The 16,866-nt window shown below is 74.6% G+C and carries 12 protein-coding genes; 5 read left to right on the top strand and 7 right to left on the bottom strand.

Translation table 11 applies throughout. The annotated features are described in order from the left end of the window. Nucleotides 1-6 precede the first annotated feature (6 nt). The 6 genes from ACLWS4_RS11740 to ACLWS4_RS11715 all read right to left on the bottom strand — a co-directional run bounded on the left by ACLWS4_RS11740 (nucleotide 7) and on the right by ACLWS4_RS11715 (nucleotide 7,789). Nucleotides 7-1,824 carry a dipeptide ABC transporter ATP-binding protein gene (locus tag ACLWS4_RS11740; protein WP_416874048.1) on the bottom strand — a complete coding sequence of 606 codons (1,818 nt, stop codon included), beginning with the start codon at nucleotides 1,822-1,824 and terminating at the stop codon, nucleotides 7-9. Further along, on the bottom strand, nucleotides 1,821-2,663 hold the full coding sequence (locus tag ACLWS4_RS11735) for an ABC transporter permease (protein WP_416874047.1): 843 nt from the start codon (nucleotides 2,661-2,663) through the stop codon (nucleotides 1,821-1,823). The genes ACLWS4_RS11740 and ACLWS4_RS11735 overlap by 4 nt, the downstream gene beginning before the upstream one ends. Beyond that, entirely contained in the window at nucleotides 2,660-3,619 is a 960-nt protein-coding gene (locus ACLWS4_RS11730; protein WP_074003745.1) for an ABC transporter permease, read from the bottom strand. The genes ACLWS4_RS11735 and ACLWS4_RS11730 overlap by 4 nt, the downstream gene beginning before the upstream one ends. 138 nt (nucleotides 3,620-3,757) lie before the next feature. Beyond that, nucleotides 3,758-5,320 (bottom strand): ABC transporter substrate-binding protein, encoded by a 1,563-nt coding sequence (locus ACLWS4_RS11725; protein WP_416874046.1) that lies wholly within the window; start codon nucleotides 5,318-5,320, stop codon nucleotides 3,758-3,760. A 49-nt stretch (nucleotides 5,321-5,369) separates the two neighbouring features. Beyond that, a complete protein-coding gene (locus tag ACLWS4_RS11720; RefSeq protein WP_416874045.1) occupies nucleotides 5,370-6,158 on the bottom strand; it encodes a polysaccharide lyase in 789 nt (262 codons plus the stop codon). A gap of 71 nt (nucleotides 6,159-6,229) precedes the next feature. After that, a complete protein-coding gene (locus ACLWS4_RS11715) occupies nucleotides 6,230-7,789 on the bottom strand; it encodes a DUF3604 domain-containing protein (protein WP_416874044.1) in 1,560 nt (519 codons plus the stop codon). A 272-nt stretch (nucleotides 7,790-8,061) separates the two neighbouring features. Here ACLWS4_RS11715 and ACLWS4_RS11710 point away from each other — a divergent pair, with 272 nt between their 5' ends. Further along, complete coding sequence (locus tag ACLWS4_RS11710; RefSeq protein WP_416874043.1) at nucleotides 8,062-9,075, top strand: hypothetical protein; 1,014 nt, start codon at nucleotides 8,062-8,064, stop codon at nucleotides 9,073-9,075. A gap of 27 nt (nucleotides 9,076-9,102) precedes the next feature. On the opposite strand, the gene ACLWS4_RS11705 is transcribed toward ACLWS4_RS11710, so the two are convergent. Next, nucleotides 9,103-10,014, bottom strand: a complete 912-nt coding sequence (locus ACLWS4_RS11705) for a LysR family transcriptional regulator (protein ID WP_049651227.1) — start codon at nucleotides 10,012-10,014, stop codon at nucleotides 9,103-9,105. Between the two features lie 301 nt (nucleotides 10,015-10,315). On the opposite strand from ACLWS4_RS11705, the gene ACLWS4_RS11700 reads away from it, so the two are divergent. The 4 genes from ACLWS4_RS11700 (at nucleotide 10,316) to ACLWS4_RS11685 (ending at nucleotide 16,672) form a co-directional block, all read left to right on the top strand. Further along, on the top strand, nucleotides 10,316-11,761 hold the full coding sequence (locus ACLWS4_RS11700) for a hypothetical protein (protein ID WP_416874042.1): 1,446 nt from the start codon (nucleotides 10,316-10,318) through the stop codon (nucleotides 11,759-11,761). A gap of 192 nt (nucleotides 11,762-11,953) precedes the next feature. Next, a complete protein-coding gene (locus ACLWS4_RS11695) occupies nucleotides 11,954-13,360 on the top strand; it encodes a hypothetical protein (protein WP_416874041.1) in 1,407 nt (468 codons plus the stop codon). A gap of 163 nt (nucleotides 13,361-13,523) precedes the next feature. Continuing rightward, entirely contained in the window at nucleotides 13,524-14,906 is a 1,383-nt protein-coding gene (locus ACLWS4_RS11690; protein WP_387967464.1) for a TolB family protein, read from the top strand. A 152-nt stretch (nucleotides 14,907-15,058) separates the two neighbouring features. After that, complete coding sequence (locus tag ACLWS4_RS11685; protein WP_416874040.1) at nucleotides 15,059-16,672, top strand: TolB family protein; 1,614 nt, start codon at nucleotides 15,059-15,061, stop codon at nucleotides 16,670-16,672. Nucleotides 16,673-16,866 lie beyond the last annotated feature (194 nt).

Below are 16,866 nucleotides of genomic sequence, written 5' to 3'. Positions count from 1 at the left end.
GTCCGGTCATGGGCGGGGCGGTTCGGGAGCGCCGGCGGCCGCCAGCAGCTCCCGGGTGTACGGGTGCGCGGGGGCGGCGAACAGCTCGGCGGCGGGCGCCCGTTCGACCACCCGGCCGTGCCGCAGCACCAGCACCTCGTCACAGAGGTGCCGGACCAGCGCGAGGTCGTGCGAGATGAACACCAGCCCCACGCCGTGCTGTTCGCGCAGGTCGGCGAAGAGGTTGAGGATCTGCGCCTGGACCGAGACGTCCAGCGCGGAGGTCGGCTCGTCGGCGACCAGCACCTGCGGGCCGACGGCCAGCGCCCGCGCGATCGCGACCCGCTGGCGCTGGCCGCCGGAGAGCCGGTGCGGCCGGGCGTCGAGCACCGCCTCCGGCAGGCCGACCAGCTCGCACAGCCCGCGCGGGTCGCGGTCCCGCAGCCCGTGGGTCGTCAGCGGTTCGGCCAGCGCCTCGCGCACCGTCATCCGGGGGCTGAGCGAGGCGTACGGGTCCTGGAAGACCAGCTGCACCCGGCGCCGCAGTTCGCGTTCCTCCGCGCGGTCGGCCCCGGCCCAGGACCGGCCGTCCACCCGGACCGTCCCGGCCTGCGGGCGGACCAGCCCGAGCAGCGCGCGGGCCAGGGTGGACTTCCCGGAGCCGGACTCGCCGATCACCCCGACCGCCCGGCCGGGCGCGGCGCCCAGGCTGACGCCGTCCAGCGCCGGGGGCCGGCGGCGGGCGTAGCGCACGGTGAGGCCCTCGGCGACCAGGACGGGCTCGGCGGCCCGCTCCACCCGTCGCGCCTCGACGATCTGACGTTCCGTCACCACCGCTTGTGCCACCGGACGATGGCAGGAAAAGCCGGAGTCTCCGGTGTCGGCCCACTCCGGCGCCGAGGTCGTGCAGCGGTCGGTGGCGGCCGCGCAGCGCGGTGCGAAGGCGCAGCCGGGCGGCGCCTCCCCCGCTGCCGGCGGGCGTCCGCCGATGACGGTGAGCGGCGCGCCGGGCGGGCCGTCCAGCCGGGGCACGCCGGCCAGCAGCCCGGCGGTGTACCGGTGCCGGGGCGCGGCCAACAGGCCTGCGGTGGGCGCCCGTTCGACGATCCGTCCGGCGTACATCACCTGGACGGTGTCGCAGCTGCGGGCCACCACGCCGAGGTCGTGGGTGATCAGCAGGACGGCCGTGCCGGTCTCGTCGCGCAGCCGGACCAGCAGGTCCAGGATCTCCACCCGGGTGCTCGGGTCGAGCGCCGTGGTCGGCTCGTCGGCGATCAGCAGCTCGGGGCGGTTGGCCATCGCCATGGCGATCAGCACGCGCTGGCGCATGCCGCCGGAGAACTCGTGCGGCCGGTCGCGGTAGCGGCGCGCGGGCTCGGCGATGCCGACCAGGTCGAGGAGTTCGAGCGCCCGGGCCCGGGCTTCGCGGCGGCTCGCGCCGTGCACCAGGGCGGCCTCGGCGAGCTGGCGGCCGACCGGCATCCGGGGGTTGAGGTGGGCCAGCGGGTCCTGGAAGACCATGCCGATCCGCCGGCCGCGCACCGCGCGCACGGCGGGCTCGGGCAGGGCCAGCAGGTCGGTGCCGTCGAAGCGGACGGCGCCGCCGGTGGTGCGGCAGCCCGGCGGCAGCATCCGGTTGACGGCCAGCGCGGTGAGGGTCTTGCCGGAGCCGGACTCGCCGACCAGGCCGAGGATCTCGCCCGGCCGCACGGTGAGGTCCACCCCGCGCACCGCCTCGCCGCCGCCCGCCGTGACGCGCAGGCCGCGCACCTCCAGCAGCGGCGAACCCGGCACGGCAACGGCGGTCTTGGCCCGGGCCGTTGTGAGGGCATCGGTCGTGGTCACCGCAGTCTCTCCCGGTTGAACGAGTCGGCGAGCAGGGTCAGGCCGAACACCAGCAGGCCGAGCAGGACGACCGGCGCCAGGGCGTAACCCGGGTGGAGGAAGAGGTACTTGGAGCCGGTGTTGATCATCGTGCCGAGCGAGGGGGCGGGCGGCTGGATGCCGAGGCCCAGCACGCTCAGGCCGCCCTCGGTCTTGACGGCGTGCGCCATCGCGACGGCCAGCAGCGCGGTGGTGGCGTCGACGACGTTCGGCAGCACGTGGCGGCGCAGGATCTGGCCGCGCGGCACGCCGAGCACCCGGGCCGCCACCACGTGGTCGCGGGCCAGCTGGGCGAGCAGGGCCGCCCGCGCCTGGCGTCCGAAGGAGGGCAGCGCGCTGAGCACGATGGTGGCGACCACGGTGCCCAGCCCCGGGCGCACCAGCAGGGCGAGCGCGAGACCGAGCAGGACGCCGTGCAGGCCGAGCAGCAGGTCGAACAGCCGTTGGACGGCCTCGCCCAGCAGCCGGTTCAGCCCGCCGAGCAGGCCCAGCGCGGTGCCGAGCACGGCGGCCGCCGGGACGGCCAGCAGGCAGACCAGCAGTTCGGTGCGGATCCCGGCCAGCGCCCGGGCGAGCAGGTCGCGGCCGACCTCATCGGTGCCCAGCAGGTGGGCCGCCGACGGTCCGGCCAGGGCGTCCGGGCCCTGCCGGTAGGGGTCGGCGGCGAGCAGCGGGCCGAGCAGCCCCAGCAGCACCACCAGGAGGACGAGGAGCGCGCCGGTGCGCCCGCGCCGGGTGCGCAGCGCGGCCGGGAGCGCGGGCAGGGCGGGCCGGCGGCGTACGGCGAGGGTGCTCGTCACCGGTCCTCCCCGGTGCCGGCGCGGGCGATCCGCGGGTCGAGCCGGCCGACCAGCAGCTCCGAGCCGAGCTGGACGAGTACGGCGACGGCGACGGCGAGCATGATCAGGGTCTGGGCGACCGGGTAGTCCCGCTGGTTGATGGCGTCCAGCAGCAGCTGGCCGAGGCCGTGCCGGGCGAAGAGCTGTTCGGCGACCACCGCGCCGCCGAGCAACTCGCCCAGGTGCAGGCCGAATTCGACGCAGAACGGGGCCAGGCTGTTGGGCAGCACGTGGCGCGCCAGGACCCGCCGGGGCGAGGCCCCCTTGGCGACGGCCGTCAGCACGAACTCCTCCTGCCGGGTGCGGCGCAGCTCGGTGGCGAGCAGCCGGGCCAGCACCGCCGCCCCCGGCAGCGCGAGCGCGACGGCGGGCAGGGCGAGGTACTGGACGGCGAGGTCCGGCGCGGTGAACAGGTCCCGCTCGCCGCCGGCGGGCAGCAGGCGCAGCAGGACCGCGAAGACGAAGACGAAGAGCACGGCGGTGACGTACACCGGCAGCGCCAGCAGGGCGGTGGCCAGCGGGTCGAGCACCCGGGCGAGCCGGCCGCGGCGCTCGGCGGCCAGCGCGACGCCCAGCAGCAGGCCGAGGACCAGCATCAGCAGCCCGGCGACGAGGGCGAGTTGGACGGTGCTGCCGACGCTCTGGCCGATCAGCCGGGTGACCGGCTCCCGGTAGTGGAAGGAGCTGCCCGGGTCCCCGGTGAGCAGTCCGTGCAGCCAGCCCAGGTACTGGACGGGCATCGGCCGGTCCACGCCGAGGCTGCCGGCGAGCCGGTCGCGCTGCTCCTGGTCGGCCTCGGCGCCGAGCGCGGCGGAGACCGGGTCGCCGGGGGCGAGGCGGAGCAGCAGGAAGACGGCGACGGAGGCGAGCCAGAGCGTGGCCAGCGCGCCGGCCGCCTTTCTGGTCCAGTAGGGCACGGGGGTACTCCAAGGGGGTCGGAGGAGCCGCCCCAGGGCGGTGGGGGTCGCCCTGGGACGGCCGTCAGGCGGTGCGTCCGACGGTGCGGCGCGGCGACGGCGCCCGGCGGTACGTCCGGCGGCGTCTCAGGCGGTGTGTCAGGCGGTGCGCCGGGTGTCGTCGAGCCGCAGGTAGCCGAGCGCGCTGGTGGCCACGCCGCGCACCGAGGAGGCCAGGGCGTAGGTCTCCCAGGCGTGCGCGAGGGTGATGTGGAAGGACTCGGTGAGCAGGTACTCGGACAGGTCGTGGTTGACCTCGGCCCGGGCCTGCTCGTCGGCGGCGGCGAAGGCGCGGGACTGGAGGTCGGCGTAGGCGGGGTCGGTGACGTGCGAGGTGTTCCGGCCGACCTGGAGCGGGCCGGAGACGGTGATCCCGCTCAGCGGGGAGACGCTGACCATGCCGTGGTTGGCAATGAACAGCCCGTCCAGCGTGCCCTGTTGGATCTTCGGCTGGAGCGCGGCGTTGTCCAGCAGCTGGACGTCGACGCCGAACCCGGCCTGCTCCAGGTCGTACTTGACCAGTTCCACGAGGGAGGCGAAGACCGGCGAGTTGGCGGCGGTGAGCGGCACCCGGGTGCCCTCGGCGCCGGCCTCCCGGAGCAGTCCGCGGGCCTTCTCCGGGTCGTGCGGGTAGCGGGTGACCTGGTCGGGGGTGACGCCGGGGGTGTTGGAGGGCCAGGGCAGGCTGCTCGCCTCGGCGTGGCCGCCGTACACCTGGGCGACGATGCGGTCGCGGTCCACCGCGTACTGGAGGGCCTGGCGCACCCGGCGGTCGCCGAAGGGGCCGCTGGTGACGTTCACGCCGAGGAACGCCTGCTGGTAGGAGGACCTGGCGGACTGCACGGTGAAGGCCGGGTTCCCGCCGAGCACCTTGAGGTCGCGGCCGGGCACCGCGCCGATCAGGTGGGACTGCCCCGACTGGAGGGCGGACAGCGCGGCCTGGCTGCTGGTCACCGACCGGACGGTGATCCGCTCGAAGTGCGGCCGACCGCTCTGCCAGTAGTGGTCGTAGCGGGCCAGGTCGAGCTGGTTGCCGCCCTTGAACGCCTGCCAGGTGAACGGCCCGGTGCCGTTGACCTTGTCGGCGGCCTTGCCGTCGACGTACGTGCGGGCGTCCACCACGGGGTTGAAGGCCAGCGCGTCGAACAGGTTGCTGGTGGGCTTGGCGAGGGTGAGGGTGACCTCGTTCGGGGCGCTCGCCCGGATGTCGGCGAGCCGTTCCAGCAGCGGCTTGACCTGGGAGGACTTGGCCGCGCCGGTGAGCGAGAAGACGACGTCGTCCGGGCTGAGCGGGCGGCCGTCGTGGAAGGTGACGTCCTCGCGCAGCTTGAGCACGAGCCTGGTGCGGTCGGCGCTCCACTCCCAGGAGGTGGCGAGCCAGGGCACGGGCTGGAGGGTCTGCGGGTCGAGGTCGACCAGCCGGTCCAGCACCAGGTTGACGAACACCGGGGTGTCCGGGCCGCGGTGGAGCAGCTGGGTGGGGTCGGGGGCGGCGCCGTAGACGATCTGGAGGTCCGGCGCGGAGGCGGTGGCGGGGGCCGCGGCCCCGCCGGCGGCGTCCTCGGTGGCGGAGCGGCAGCCCGCCGCCAGCAGGACCGCTCCGGCGCTCAGGCCGAGGAAGCCTCTTCGGGGCAGGCCGTGGTGGCGGGCCGCGTCGCTCATGGTGGTGCTACCTCTTCGGTTCTCGGGGTCTCGGTCGGCGGGTGCGGTGTCAGTACCTGGTCACGACGACGCTGTCGCTCCAGGCCACCACGTCGGGGCCGCCGGTCGGGTAGGGGATGTTCTTGGCCGGGTTCCAGTTGGCCCGGTAGATGCCGGTCTTGAAGTACGGCGACTGGTTCTGGTGGTAGTTGTTGAGGCCGCTGTACGCGCCGACCTGCGTGCCGTCCCGATAGACGGTGACGGCGCCGGGGGTGGTGTCGGTGGACCAGGTGATGTCGAAGGCCCACTGGTTCCAGTGGCCGAACTGCACGTCGCCGAGCGGGATCACCGCCTCCTGGACGGTGCTCGGGTCGGTCAGCCAGTGCACCTTGAGCCGCCAGCTGCCGTCCTTGACGGTCAGCGCGATCGGCGGCTTGGTGTCGCTGCCGTCGGCGAGCGGGTAGCCGTGCCACTGGGCGAGGATCGTCTCGGTGGACGTCCGCACCCAGTCGGTGGGCAGGTAGTCGGCGAGGGCGAAGCGGTAGCTGCCCCAGCCGAGGGAGTTGACGGCGACCTCGGAGCGGTAGGAGGCGCCGTCGTTCGGGACGCTGAAGCGGGCGGCCTGGCCGGTGCCTCCGGCGGGTGCGGGGGCCACGGTGATGCTGCCGTTGCCGTCGACGCGCTGGCGGGTCCAGGCGGCGAGGGTGCCGGATTCGAAGTCGTCGGCGAAGACCTCGGTGGCGGCGGTCACGGCCGCGGGGGCGGGAGCGGGAGCGGTGGCGTGGGCGGGAGCGGCGGCGGTCACGGCCAGGGCGGCGGTGAGCACGGCGCCGGCGAGGCGGCCGGGGAGTCGGGACACGGGTTCTTCTCCATCTCGGGTTCGGGTACGGGCGACCGGTGGTCGGGGCCGGCTGACGGGATCAACCGGCCCTAGCGACAGGAGCCGGCCGGTCCCACCCAGGTCGGGCTGGACCAGGCCCACTGGTCGTTCACCTGTCGTACCCTCACGTGGTAGAAGTCCCCGTCGCCGCCGGGGCGTTCGTCGGTCAGCTCGAACTCGGCGGTGGTCTCCCGGTCGGGCACGGCCCGGTCGAAGCGGTAGGCGCCGGAGACGAACCCCCCGGTGAAGCCGGTCCGCGCGCCCGCCAGCAGCTCGCCGACGGCGTGGGCGGTCTCGACGCCGTTCACGACGGCGACCAGCCTGGTCCGCTCGTCGCCCTCGATCCGCAGCGAGAAGCCCTGGGTGCTGTCGGTGGCGGTGTTGGGGTTGCCGTCGGTGACGGTCCGCAGCCGGACCTCCCGCGGCCCGGTGCGCTCCCAGTGGGACGGCCGGTAGGTGTCCGGCTCGGCCTCGGCGGGCGCGACCGTCTCCGGGCCGCGCAGCCGGGGCTGGACGTCCAGCAGCCGCCCGCCCTCGATCCGCAACTCCACGTCCCAGTGCACCGGTTCGCCGCGCCGGCCCCAGCCGACGGCGAAGCCCAGGGTGCCGGTGAAGGTGTCCTCGGCGGCGGCGCGGGCGAGCAGTTCGGGGCGGCTGACCCGGTGGACGGGGACGCCGTTGCGCAGCAGTTCGACGTGGTCGAGCGCGTCCCGGCCCTGGACGGTGACCTGGATCCGGCGCCGGTCGGCGGAGGGGGCCTCGGCGCCCATCGGGGCGCCGTTGACGGAGGTGGCGAGCAGGATGCGGTCGCCGGTGATCGCGTAGGTTCGGCGCTGCTGGACGGCGGTCCAGATCCCGTCGCGGGTCAGCTCCGGGGCCCAGACCGCGACCCGGCCGTGCCCGTGGCTGCCGGGGAAGGCGCTGTGGTGGTCGGTGGAGCCGATCAGCCCGAAGCGGTGGCCCAGCCGCAGGCCGTGGACGGCCGTCCCGGCGGCGGCGCGCGGGCCCATGGTGTGCAGGTAACCGCGCGGCGCCTCGTCGGACTCGGCGCAGCCGTGCATCGACACCATCTCCACCACCGGGGCGAACTCCTCGGTGTAGGAGGCCCAGTCGATGCCGCGGCGGGCCGGCCCGTAGCCGATGTGGTGCGGCAGGGCCCAGGTCCGTACGCCCTGGGCGGCGAGCTCCCGCAGCCGGGCGCGCAGTTGCTCCAGGTCCGCCGCCCGGATGATCTCGCCGCGCGGGCCGTCGAAGTACACGCAGTGGTCGCCGTACGCGAGGCTGTGCCACTCGAAGGACTGGAAGGTGACGAAGCGGCCGTCCTCGTGGGCGGCGGCGGTGACGTCCTGGACGTGGTCCCAGAGCCGGGCCAGCCGGGCGAAGCCCTCGGTGTGGTAGTCGACCAGGCTGGCCAGCTCGGGGGTGCGCTCGGGCAGGTCGGGCCACCAGCCGTGGCCGGTGACGCTGGCGAAGTCGAGCTGGAGCCGGGCGTTGGCGTAGGCGTCCTCGATGCTCCCGTGGCCGTAGCTGATGCCGCAGTGGTTGTGGAGGTCGCCGACGTACAGGCCCAGACCGGCGTAGCCGGGCGCGTCGGTGGTGGGGGCGGTCATCGGGGCGGGGCTTCCTCGGGTCGGGGTCGGCGGTGTTTGATCGACTCTGAGAAGAAGCTAGCCGTGATCTCCGGGGGCCGGTCAAGGCCCAGCCGGTCGATGTCGTGCGATCGCCATCGGGCGAAACATCGGCTTCACAGACATCCGGCAGGTGGGAGCGGGAAGGCGCAGGCCAGCCGACCGGGCCCGGTCTACCGCAAGCCGCTCGGACTTTTGATCGATCTGATAGAAACTCTTCTCATCCCCTCCCGACCCCTCCGAAGGACGGTCCCGTGCCGCACCCCGCCGCCCTGCCCGCCGCGCCCGACCTGAGCGCCTCCCACCTGGTCCGCGCCCCCGAGCGCCCCGAACCCGGCTACTGGGCCGGCTGCCCGGGCGTCCGGTACGAGCCGGACCGCGACCGCTTCCTGCTCACCTACCGCGAGCGCCGCCCGCGCGGCGCGGCGGGCGGGCCCGACCGCGGCTGGCGCTGCGCCGTCGCCGAGAGCACCGACGGCATCGCCTTCCGGGACCTGTGGTCCGTCCGGAGCGACGAGCTGGGCTCCCCCTCGATGGAGCGCCTCGCCCTGCTGCGCCGCGACGGCGGCTACCTGCTCCACCTCAGCCACGTCGACCCGGCCGACAACCGCTGGCGCATCGACGCCCTCCGCGCCGACACCCCCGACTCCTTCGACCCCGGCGCCCGCACCCCCGTCCTGACCGCCGCGACCACCGGCACCGAGGGCGTCAAGGACCCGTACCTGCTCGAAACCGACGCCGGCGTCCACCTGTTCGCCACCGTCTCCCGGGCCCGGCCGTTCACCCCCGAGGAGCGGGCCCGCGCCCACGCGAGTGCCGACATCCACACCACCGGCCTCACCGTCCAGCCCACCGCCCTCGCGCTCTCCCCGGACGGGCTGCGCTTCACCGCCCCGCCCGGCCGCGCCGCCGAGGCCCTGGACGTCGGCCCGGCCGGCGCCTGGGACGGCTACGAGTCCCGGATCACCACCGTCCTCCCCGACGGGCGGGGCGGCTGGCTCGCGCTCTACGACGGCTCGGCGGACGCCGCCGGCAACTACGAGGAGCGCTGCGGCCTGGCCGCCTCCGCCGACCTGCGCGCCTGGCACCGCCTCACCCCGGACGGCCCCTGGCTGGACGTCCGGTACGCCGACCTCGTCTCGGCCCGCGGCCGCTGGTACCTCTACTACGAGCAGAGCCGCGCGGACGGCGCCCACGAACTGCGGGTGGCCGTCCTGGACGAGTTCGCCGGGGTCCGCCCCGACGGCGGCCCAGTCAAGGCCCGATGACGCCGGACCGCGACTGAGACGCCCGGCTCACGCGCCCGCGGCGGCCGCCTCGGCGAGGGAGTCCAGCACCGGCCGGACCAGCGGGTGCCCGTCGGCGCCGGCCCGGACGGCGGCGAAGACCCGGCGGGTGGCGAGCTCGCTGTCCACCGGGCGCACCGCGACCTCGCCGAGGTCGACGCCGCGCAGCGCCGAGCGCGGCACCAGCGCCACCCCGAGGCCGGCCGAGGCCAGCGCGACCACGGCCCGGAAGTCGTCCGAGGAGTGCAGCAGCCGAGGTTGGAACCCGGCGTGCTCGCAGGCCAGCAGCACCACGTCGTGGCAGGGGTTGCCCGGGTACGGCCCGATCCACGGCTCGTCGGCCAGCGAGGCGACGGCCAGCGGGCCGGACTCGGCGGCCAGCCGGTGGCCGAGCGGCAGGACGGCCTCGAAGGGCTCGGCGTACAGCGGCACCCTGGTCAGCCGGGCGTCGTCGGCGCGCGGGGCGCCCCGGTACTCGACGGCCACCGCGAGGTCGGCCCGGCCGTCCAGCACCATCGGCAGGCTGGCGTCGCCCTCGGCGTCCAGCACCTTGAGCCGCACCCCGGGCGCGCGCCCGGCGAGCAGGCCGACGGCCGGGGCGAGCACGGAGGCGATGGCGGTCGCGAAGGAGGCGACCGTCACCTCCCCGGAGACGCCCGCGCTGTACGCGGCGAGGTCGGCCTCGGCGCGCTCCAGCTGGGCGAGCACCACGTCGGCGTGGCCGAGCAGGATCTCCCCGGCGGCGGTCAGCCGCACGCCCCGGCCCTCCCGGGCGAGCAGGTGGTGGCCGGTCTCCTGCTCCAGGGCGGCCAGCTGCTGGGAGACCGCGGAGGGGGTCAGGTAGAGGGCGGCCGCCGCGGCGGTCACGGTGCGGTGGTCCGCCACGGCCCGCAGGGTCCGCAGCCGTCGTGCGTCGATCACGGACCAATTCTGCCAGCGCGGCACGGCGCACCCGACCGGAGCACGGTTCCACCGGGTCCACCGGGTCCGCCGACGGCCGCGCCGGCCGGTCGGGACGGCTCCCGTTCGTCGGCCACCCGCCCCGTACGGCGGGACGGTTGTACCGGCGTGGGAGATTTCGGCCGGAGATACGACCGGTGAGGTATTTCCGGACGAGATCGCTCCTGTCCGTTGACCGGACACCCGCACGGCGCTTGGCTCTTCCCCAACCGGGCCACGGGGGTGTCGACGGCCCGGCACCGTCATCTGGGGAGGATGATCCATGACCACCGCACGCACCCGCCGCCGCCTGGCCCGTACCGCCGCCGTCCTGGTGGCCGTGGCCGTGGCCGGCGCCGCGATGCCCGCCGCCGAGGCCCGCCCGCCCAAGGGCGACACCGCCCGGGTCAGCGAGGGCGCCAAGGGCGAGCCGCTGAACGGCACCTCCCTCGCGCTCGGGCTGAGCGGCGACGGCCGCTACGCCCTGTTCTCCTCGGCGGCGACCAACCTGCTGCCGGGCGGCGCCGGGGTCTTCGGCGACGTCTACGTGCGGGACCTGCGCAACGGCCACACCGAGCGGGTCAGCGTCGCCGACGACGGCTCCGCCCTGGACAACGGCAGCAACGACGCGGCGATCAGCGGCAACGGCCGGTACGTGGTGTTCAGCAGCTACGCCTCCAACGCGGTGCCCGGGCAGCCGAAGCACCCCTCGGACGTCTTCGTCCGGGACCGCTGGACCGGCCGCACCGAGCTGCTCTCCGCGGGCGACGGCGTCTCCGGCGCGGGCGACGACCAGAGCATCCGCAACGCCTTCAACGCCGCCATCAGCGCCGACGGCCGCTACGTGGTCTACTCCTCCGACCGCACCGACCTCGCCCCCGGCGTGCGCCGCGGCAAGTTCAACGTCTTCCTCGCCGACCGCTGGACCCACACCACCCGGGTGGTCAGCACCGGCGCGGACGGTACCCCGGCCGACAACAACTCCTTCCGCCCGACGATCAGCGCGGACGGCACCGTCATCGGCTTCACCTCGCGGGCCGGCAACCTGCTCCCGGCCGAGCAGACCCCGCCCGCGCTCGCCGCCGCGGCCGCCTCGGACCCCGCCGACGGCACGGACCTCGCCGAGGCCGCGCGGGCCCCGCGGACCGCCTCCGCCCGCGCCGAACTGGCCGCCATCCGCGCCTACCCGTACTACGTCTGGGACGCCCGCACCGGGAAGATCACCGGCGCCAGCTACAACGAGGCCGGCGAGTTCGTCAACAGCGGCAACGACGGGCGGATCAGCCCCTCCGGCCGCTACGCGGCCTACACCGTCTTCGAGGAGGGCGGCCGCCCCGGCTCGCACGGCCGCCACCAGGACGTGTACGTCCGCGAGCTGGCCACCGGCACGACCACCAAGGTCAACAAGCCACTGTCCGGCACCACCCCTCGCGACTCCTCCTACGACCCGGTGATGCCGATGAACGACCGCTGGGTGTACTTCGTCTCCGACGTCGCCGACCTGGTGCCCGGCGACACCAACGAGCAGGCCGACGTCTTCCGCACCGACCTGCGCAGCGGGCACACCGAGCGGGTCTCCCTCGCCCACGACGGCTCCCAGAGCACCACCTCCGCCGCCTTCCCGCAGGTCGACGCCGACGACACGACGCTGCTGTTCAGCGCCCAGGACGGCAACCTGGCGCCCGTCGTCGACAGCGACCTCACGGACGTCTTCCGGCGCCGCCTGTGACGCCCCGACTCCCTCGGTGACGCCCCGACTCCCTCGGTGACGCCCTGACTCCCTTGCCGGATACGCCCGTTGGCGTATTTCCCGGCGGGATCACCCCCGGCCGTTGACCACCGGCCCTCCCGACGGTTGGCTCTGCGAAAGCCCGCCGCCGGGAGGGAGCCCGGCCGGGCGATCCCAGGGGAGGAAGACCTCATGCCCACCGCACGCACCCGTAGGTGGCCGGCCCGGACCGCCGCCGTCCTGGCCGCCACCGCCCTGGCCGCCGGCGCCGCGCTGCCCGCCGCCGAGGCCAAGCCGCCCAAGGGCGACACCGCCCGGATCAGCGAGACCGCCAAGGGCGAGCAGCTCGACGGCCCCTCCAGGGCGCTCGGATTGAGCGAGGACGGCCGCTCCGCCCTGTTCACCTCCGCCGCGACCAACCTGCTGCCCGGAACAGGCACCCCGAACTCCGACGAGGTCTACGTCCGCAACCTGCGCAACGGCCACGTCGAGAAGGTCAGCGTCGCCGACGACGGCTCCCGGCTGAACGCACCCACCACCGACGCCTCGATCAGCGCCGACAGCCGGTACGTGGCCTTCAGCACCACCGCCACCAACGTGGTGCCCGGCCAGCCGGCCCACCCCAGCGACGTCTTCGTCCGCGACCGCTGGACCGGGCACACCGAACTGGTCACCGCCGCCGCCCTGCCGGGCGCCGAGGACCAGAGCGGCTTCGGATCCACCAGCCCCAGCATCAGCCGGGACGGCCGCTACGTCGCCTACGTCTCCAACCGCTCCGACCTCGCCCCGGGCCCCGTGCGGCGCGGCAGGAACAACATCTACGTCACCGACCGCTGGACCCGCACCAGCCGCCTGGTCACCGTCGGCGCGGACGGCGAGCCCGCCAGCAACTACTCCCTCGATCCGATGATCAGCGCGGACGGCTCCGCCGTCGCCTTCACCTCCCGGGCCGGCAACCTGCTCCCGGAGGCTCCGGCCGCCCCCGCCGGCCCCGGTTCCGACGAGACCGGCTCCGACGCCGGGTCGCCGGGAGTGACCGGCGGGCCCATGCACCACCCCTCCTACGTCTGGAAGGCCGCCACCGGCACGATCGTCGCCGGCAGCGTGGACGGCACCGGGCAGCTGAGCGGCAGCAGCGACGGCCGGATCAGCCCCGACGGCCGCTACGCCGTCTACAGCGTCGCGGTCTACGGCACCGGCCTGCCCGGCCACGGCGGCGTCCGGCTGGACGTGTACGTCCACGACCTGGCCACCGGCAAGGTCACCGAGGTCAGCGCCGGCCTGCCGGGCACCACGGCGAACGGGTCCTCCTCCGGCGCCGTCATGACGGCCGACGACCGCTGGGTCTACTTCGACTCCTCCGCCGGCAACCTGCTCCCCGACGACGTCAGGAACCAGAGCAGCGTCTACCGCCGCGACCTGTGGACCGGCCGGATCGAACGGGTCAGCCTCACCCGGGACGGCGCGCCGAGCACCTCCCCCTCCTACAGTCCGTCCGTGGACGCCACCGGAGACGCGGTGCTCTTCACCGCCGACGACGGCGACCTGGTCCCGGGGGACACCAACGCCGTCACGGACGCCTTCCTCCGCCGCCTGTGACGGCCTGACCGCCACTCATCTCCCTTATGGCATACGACCGGTGGCGTATTTCCGCCCGAGATCGCCGCCGGTCGTTGACCGATGATCCGTACGACGCTTGGCTCTCCTCAAACCGGGCCGCGGGGGTCGTGAGCCCGGGACCGCCACCAGGGGAGGACGATCCATGACGCACACACCCGCCCGACGCCGGCTCGCCCGCGCCGCCGCCGTGCTGGCCGCCACCGCCGTGGCCGCCGGCGCGGCGCTGCCCGCCGCCGAGGCCAAGCCGCCCAAGGGCGACACCGCCCGGATCAGCGAGACCGCCAAGGGCGAGCAGCTCAACGGGGACTCCGTCGCGCTCGGGCTGAGCGAGGACGGCCGCTCCGCGCTCTTCACCTCGACCGCGACCAACCTGCTGCCGGAACCCGGCACCCCGAACTCCGACGAGGTCTACGTCCGCGACCTGCGCAACGGGCACGTCGAGAAGGTCAGCGTCGCCGACGACGGCTCCCGGCTGAACGCACCCACCAGCGAGGCCTCGATCAGCGCCGACGGCCGGTACGTGGCCTTCAGCACCAGCGCCACCAACGTGGTGCCGGGCCAGGTAGTGCGCAGCAGCGACGTCTTCGTCCGCGACCGCTGGACCGGGCACACCGAGCCGGTCGGCCCGGGCGGCTCCCCCGACGGCGCGTTCTCCGCCGAGCCCTCGCTGAGCCGGGACGGCCGCTACATCGCCTACACCTCCAACCGCACCGACCTCGCCCCGGGCTCGAATCCGCGCTACTTCAGCGTCCTCGTCACCGACCGCTGGACCGGCACCACCCGGGTGGTCACCACCGGCGCGGACGGTGAGGCCCCCAACAACTCCTCCTACGGTGTGACGATCAGCGCGGACGGCTCCACCGTCGGCTTCAGCTCCCGGGCCGGCAACCTGCTCCCGCAGGACCCGGCCGCCACCGAACCGGGCGCCGGCACCGACGGCACCGACGCCGGTGCGCCCGGACTGGCCAAGCCCCGCTTCTACCCCTACTTCGTCTGGAAGGCCGACACCGGCAAGGTCTCCGGCGCCAGCGTGGACGACCAGGGCTACCTGCGCGGCACCAGCATCGGCCCCCGGCTCAGCCCGGACGGCCGCTACGCCCTCTTCGGCCTGCCGGTCCACATCGGCCGGCCCGGTTCCTACCGCTACCGGATGGACCTGTACGCCCGGGAGCTGGCCACCGGCAAACTGACCTGGCTCAACGCCTTCCTGCCCGGCACCACGACCACCGAGGGCGCCCACTACCCCGCCATGACCTTCGACGGCCGCTGGGTCTACTTCGACTCCAGCGCCGACAACCTCGTCCCCGGCGACACCAACGGCGTCAGCGACATCTTCCGCCGCGACCTGAGGACCGGGGCGATCGAACGGGTCAGCCTCACCCGGGACGGCGGGCAGAGCACCACCGGCTCCACGGCCCCGTTCGTCGACTTCGCCGGCGACACGGTGCTCTTCACCGCCGGTGACGGCAACCTGGTGCCGGGCGACACCAACGGCGCCGCGGACGTCTTCCTGCGCCGACCCTGATGGCCTGATTCCCTTGCGGCATACGTCTGTTGACGTATTTTCGGCCGAGATCACCCGAGGACGTTGACCCCCCTGCCCTCCCGACGGTTGGCTCTGCGAAAGCCCGCCGTCGGGAGGGAGCCCGGCCGGGTGATCAGAGGGGGGAAGACCTCATGTCCCGTACCACCCGGACGACCCGCAACCGGTGGCTGGCCGGTGGCGGCGGCATCCTGGCCGCGGCCGCCGTGCTCGCCGTCACCGCCGCCCCGGCCCAGGCCGCCCCACTACCGCGCGGCACCACCCAGGTCAGCGTCGGGCCGAACGGCGCGGCGCCCGACAACCTGTCGACCACCCAGGGCATCAGCGCCAACGGCCGCTACGCCCTGTTCACCTCCCGGGCCACGAACCTGCTGCCCAACCCCCCGGTGGGCTGGAGCAACGCCTATGTGAAGGACCTGCGCACCGGCCGCCTCGAACAGGTCAACCTGTCCGACGCGGGCGGGGCGCTGAGCGGCTCGACCGACCAGGCCGGGATCAGCGCCGACGGCCGCTACGTCGTCTTCGACAGCGAGGACGAGAACGTGGCGCCCGGCGCGCAGGTCAAGAACCGCACCGAGGTGTACATCAGGGACCGCAGGACCGGCCGCACCGAGCTGGTCAGCGACAGCCCCACCAACACCGACGCCGACCAGTACCACGGCTCGTACAACGCGCAGGTCAGCGGCAACGGCCGGTACGTGGTCTTCGTGTCCTCCCGGAAGGACCTGGACCCGACCGTCGTGGAGGAGCCGGAGCCCGACTCCGGCACCGCCCCCTCGCTCGCCAGGCCCTACACCTGGAAGATCAACGTCTACCTCACCGACCGCTGGACCCACACCACCCGGCTGGTCACCCGCGACGTGCACGGCAAGCCGGGCGAGAGCACCTCCTTCCGGCCGACGATCAGCGCGGACGGCCGCACCATCGGCTTCGGCTCCATCTCCAACCTGCTGCCGGACGAGCAGGCGCCCGGACTCGCCGCCGCGACCACCGCCTCGGCCGCCGCTCCCGCCGACGTGGACCTCACCCCGAGCGCCGCCGAGGCCGCACGCCAGAACGTCCCGCAGAACGCGGCGCAACCGACCCTGGCCCGTCCGAACGCCGCTCCCTACTACACCTACGACGTACGGTCCGGGAAGATCACGGCGGTGAGCGCGGGCCTCGACGGCCAGATCGGCAGCGCCAGCTTCGAGGCGACGATCAGCCCCGACGGACGGCACGCGGTCTACACCCTGGCCGAGCCCGGCGGCTCGACCGGCGGCCACCGCTCCCACACCGTGCTCTACGTCCGGGACCTCAAGAAGGGCACCGTGACGAAGGTCAGCGGCGGCCTGCCGGGCACCAGTTCGGTCGGCTCCTCCGACCACGGCTCGATCACCGCCGACAACCGCTGGATCTACTTCGAGTCCGCCGCCGACAACCTGGTGGCCGGCCCGCAGCACCCGGGCTGGGACGTCTACCGCCAGGACCTGCGCACCGGCCGCACCGAGCGGATCTCCACCGCGCCGGACGGCTCGTTCGGCAACGGCTCGTCGCGGGACCCGGTCGTGGCCGCCTCGGGCCGGACCGTGCTGTTCGACTCGACCAGCGGCAACCTGGTCGCCGGCGCCGACGGCCCGGCGGCGGAGGAGAACACCCAGGTGTTCGCCAAGCCCGCGGGCCGCCACCAGGGCCTCGACGCCGCCCAGGACGACGACGGCCAGGGCGACGACCAGGGTGACGGTCAGGGCGAGGGCTGGGACGACTGACCGGCCGCTGCCCGGGAACCGCGACGGGGGCGGGACGTCGGCTGGGCCGGCGTCCCGCCCCCGCAGCGGGAGGGTGGGGCAGGTGGTCTCTGGTCCGTACGGCACGGGGCGGATCGATTCGCCTGCGCCGCACGGCGGTTGGTGAGCCCGTGGGCCGGTCCGATTCCGAGCGGTCCGGCCCACGGGCGGCCTGG

Origin of the sequence: Kitasatospora sp. SC0581 (assembly GCF_048159585.1) — a bacterium.
GTDB lineage: Bacteria > Actinomycetota > Actinomycetes > Streptomycetales > Streptomycetaceae > Kitasatospora.
The sequence above is the reverse complement of the archived record's forward strand: the minus strand, read 5'-3'. Positions and strand labels throughout refer to the sequence as shown.

Excerpts from the sequence above, each read along its gene's own strand:
- ACLWS4_RS11715 (WP_416874044.1), bottom strand. The coding sequence starts at position 7,789 with ATGACCGCCCCCACCACCGACGCGCCCGGCTACGCCGGTCTGGGCCTG.
- ACLWS4_RS11700 (WP_416874042.1), top strand. The coding sequence starts at position 10,316 with ATGACCACCGCACGCACCCGCCGCCGCCTGGCCCGTACCGCCGCCGTC.
- ACLWS4_RS11695 (WP_416874041.1), top strand. The coding sequence starts at position 11,954 with ATGCCCACCGCACGCACCCGTAGGTGGCCGGCCCGGACCGCCGCCGTC.
- ACLWS4_RS11685 (WP_416874040.1), top strand. The coding sequence starts at position 15,059 with ATGTCCCGTACCACCCGGACGACCCGCAACCGGTGGCTGGCCGGTGGC.
- ACLWS4_RS11725 (WP_416874046.1), bottom strand. The coding sequence starts at position 5,320 with ATGAGCGACGCGGCCCGCCACCACGGCCTGCCCCGAAGAGGCTTCCTC.
- ACLWS4_RS11690 (WP_387967464.1), top strand. The coding sequence starts at position 13,524 with ATGACGCACACACCCGCCCGACGCCGGCTCGCCCGCGCCGCCGCCGTG.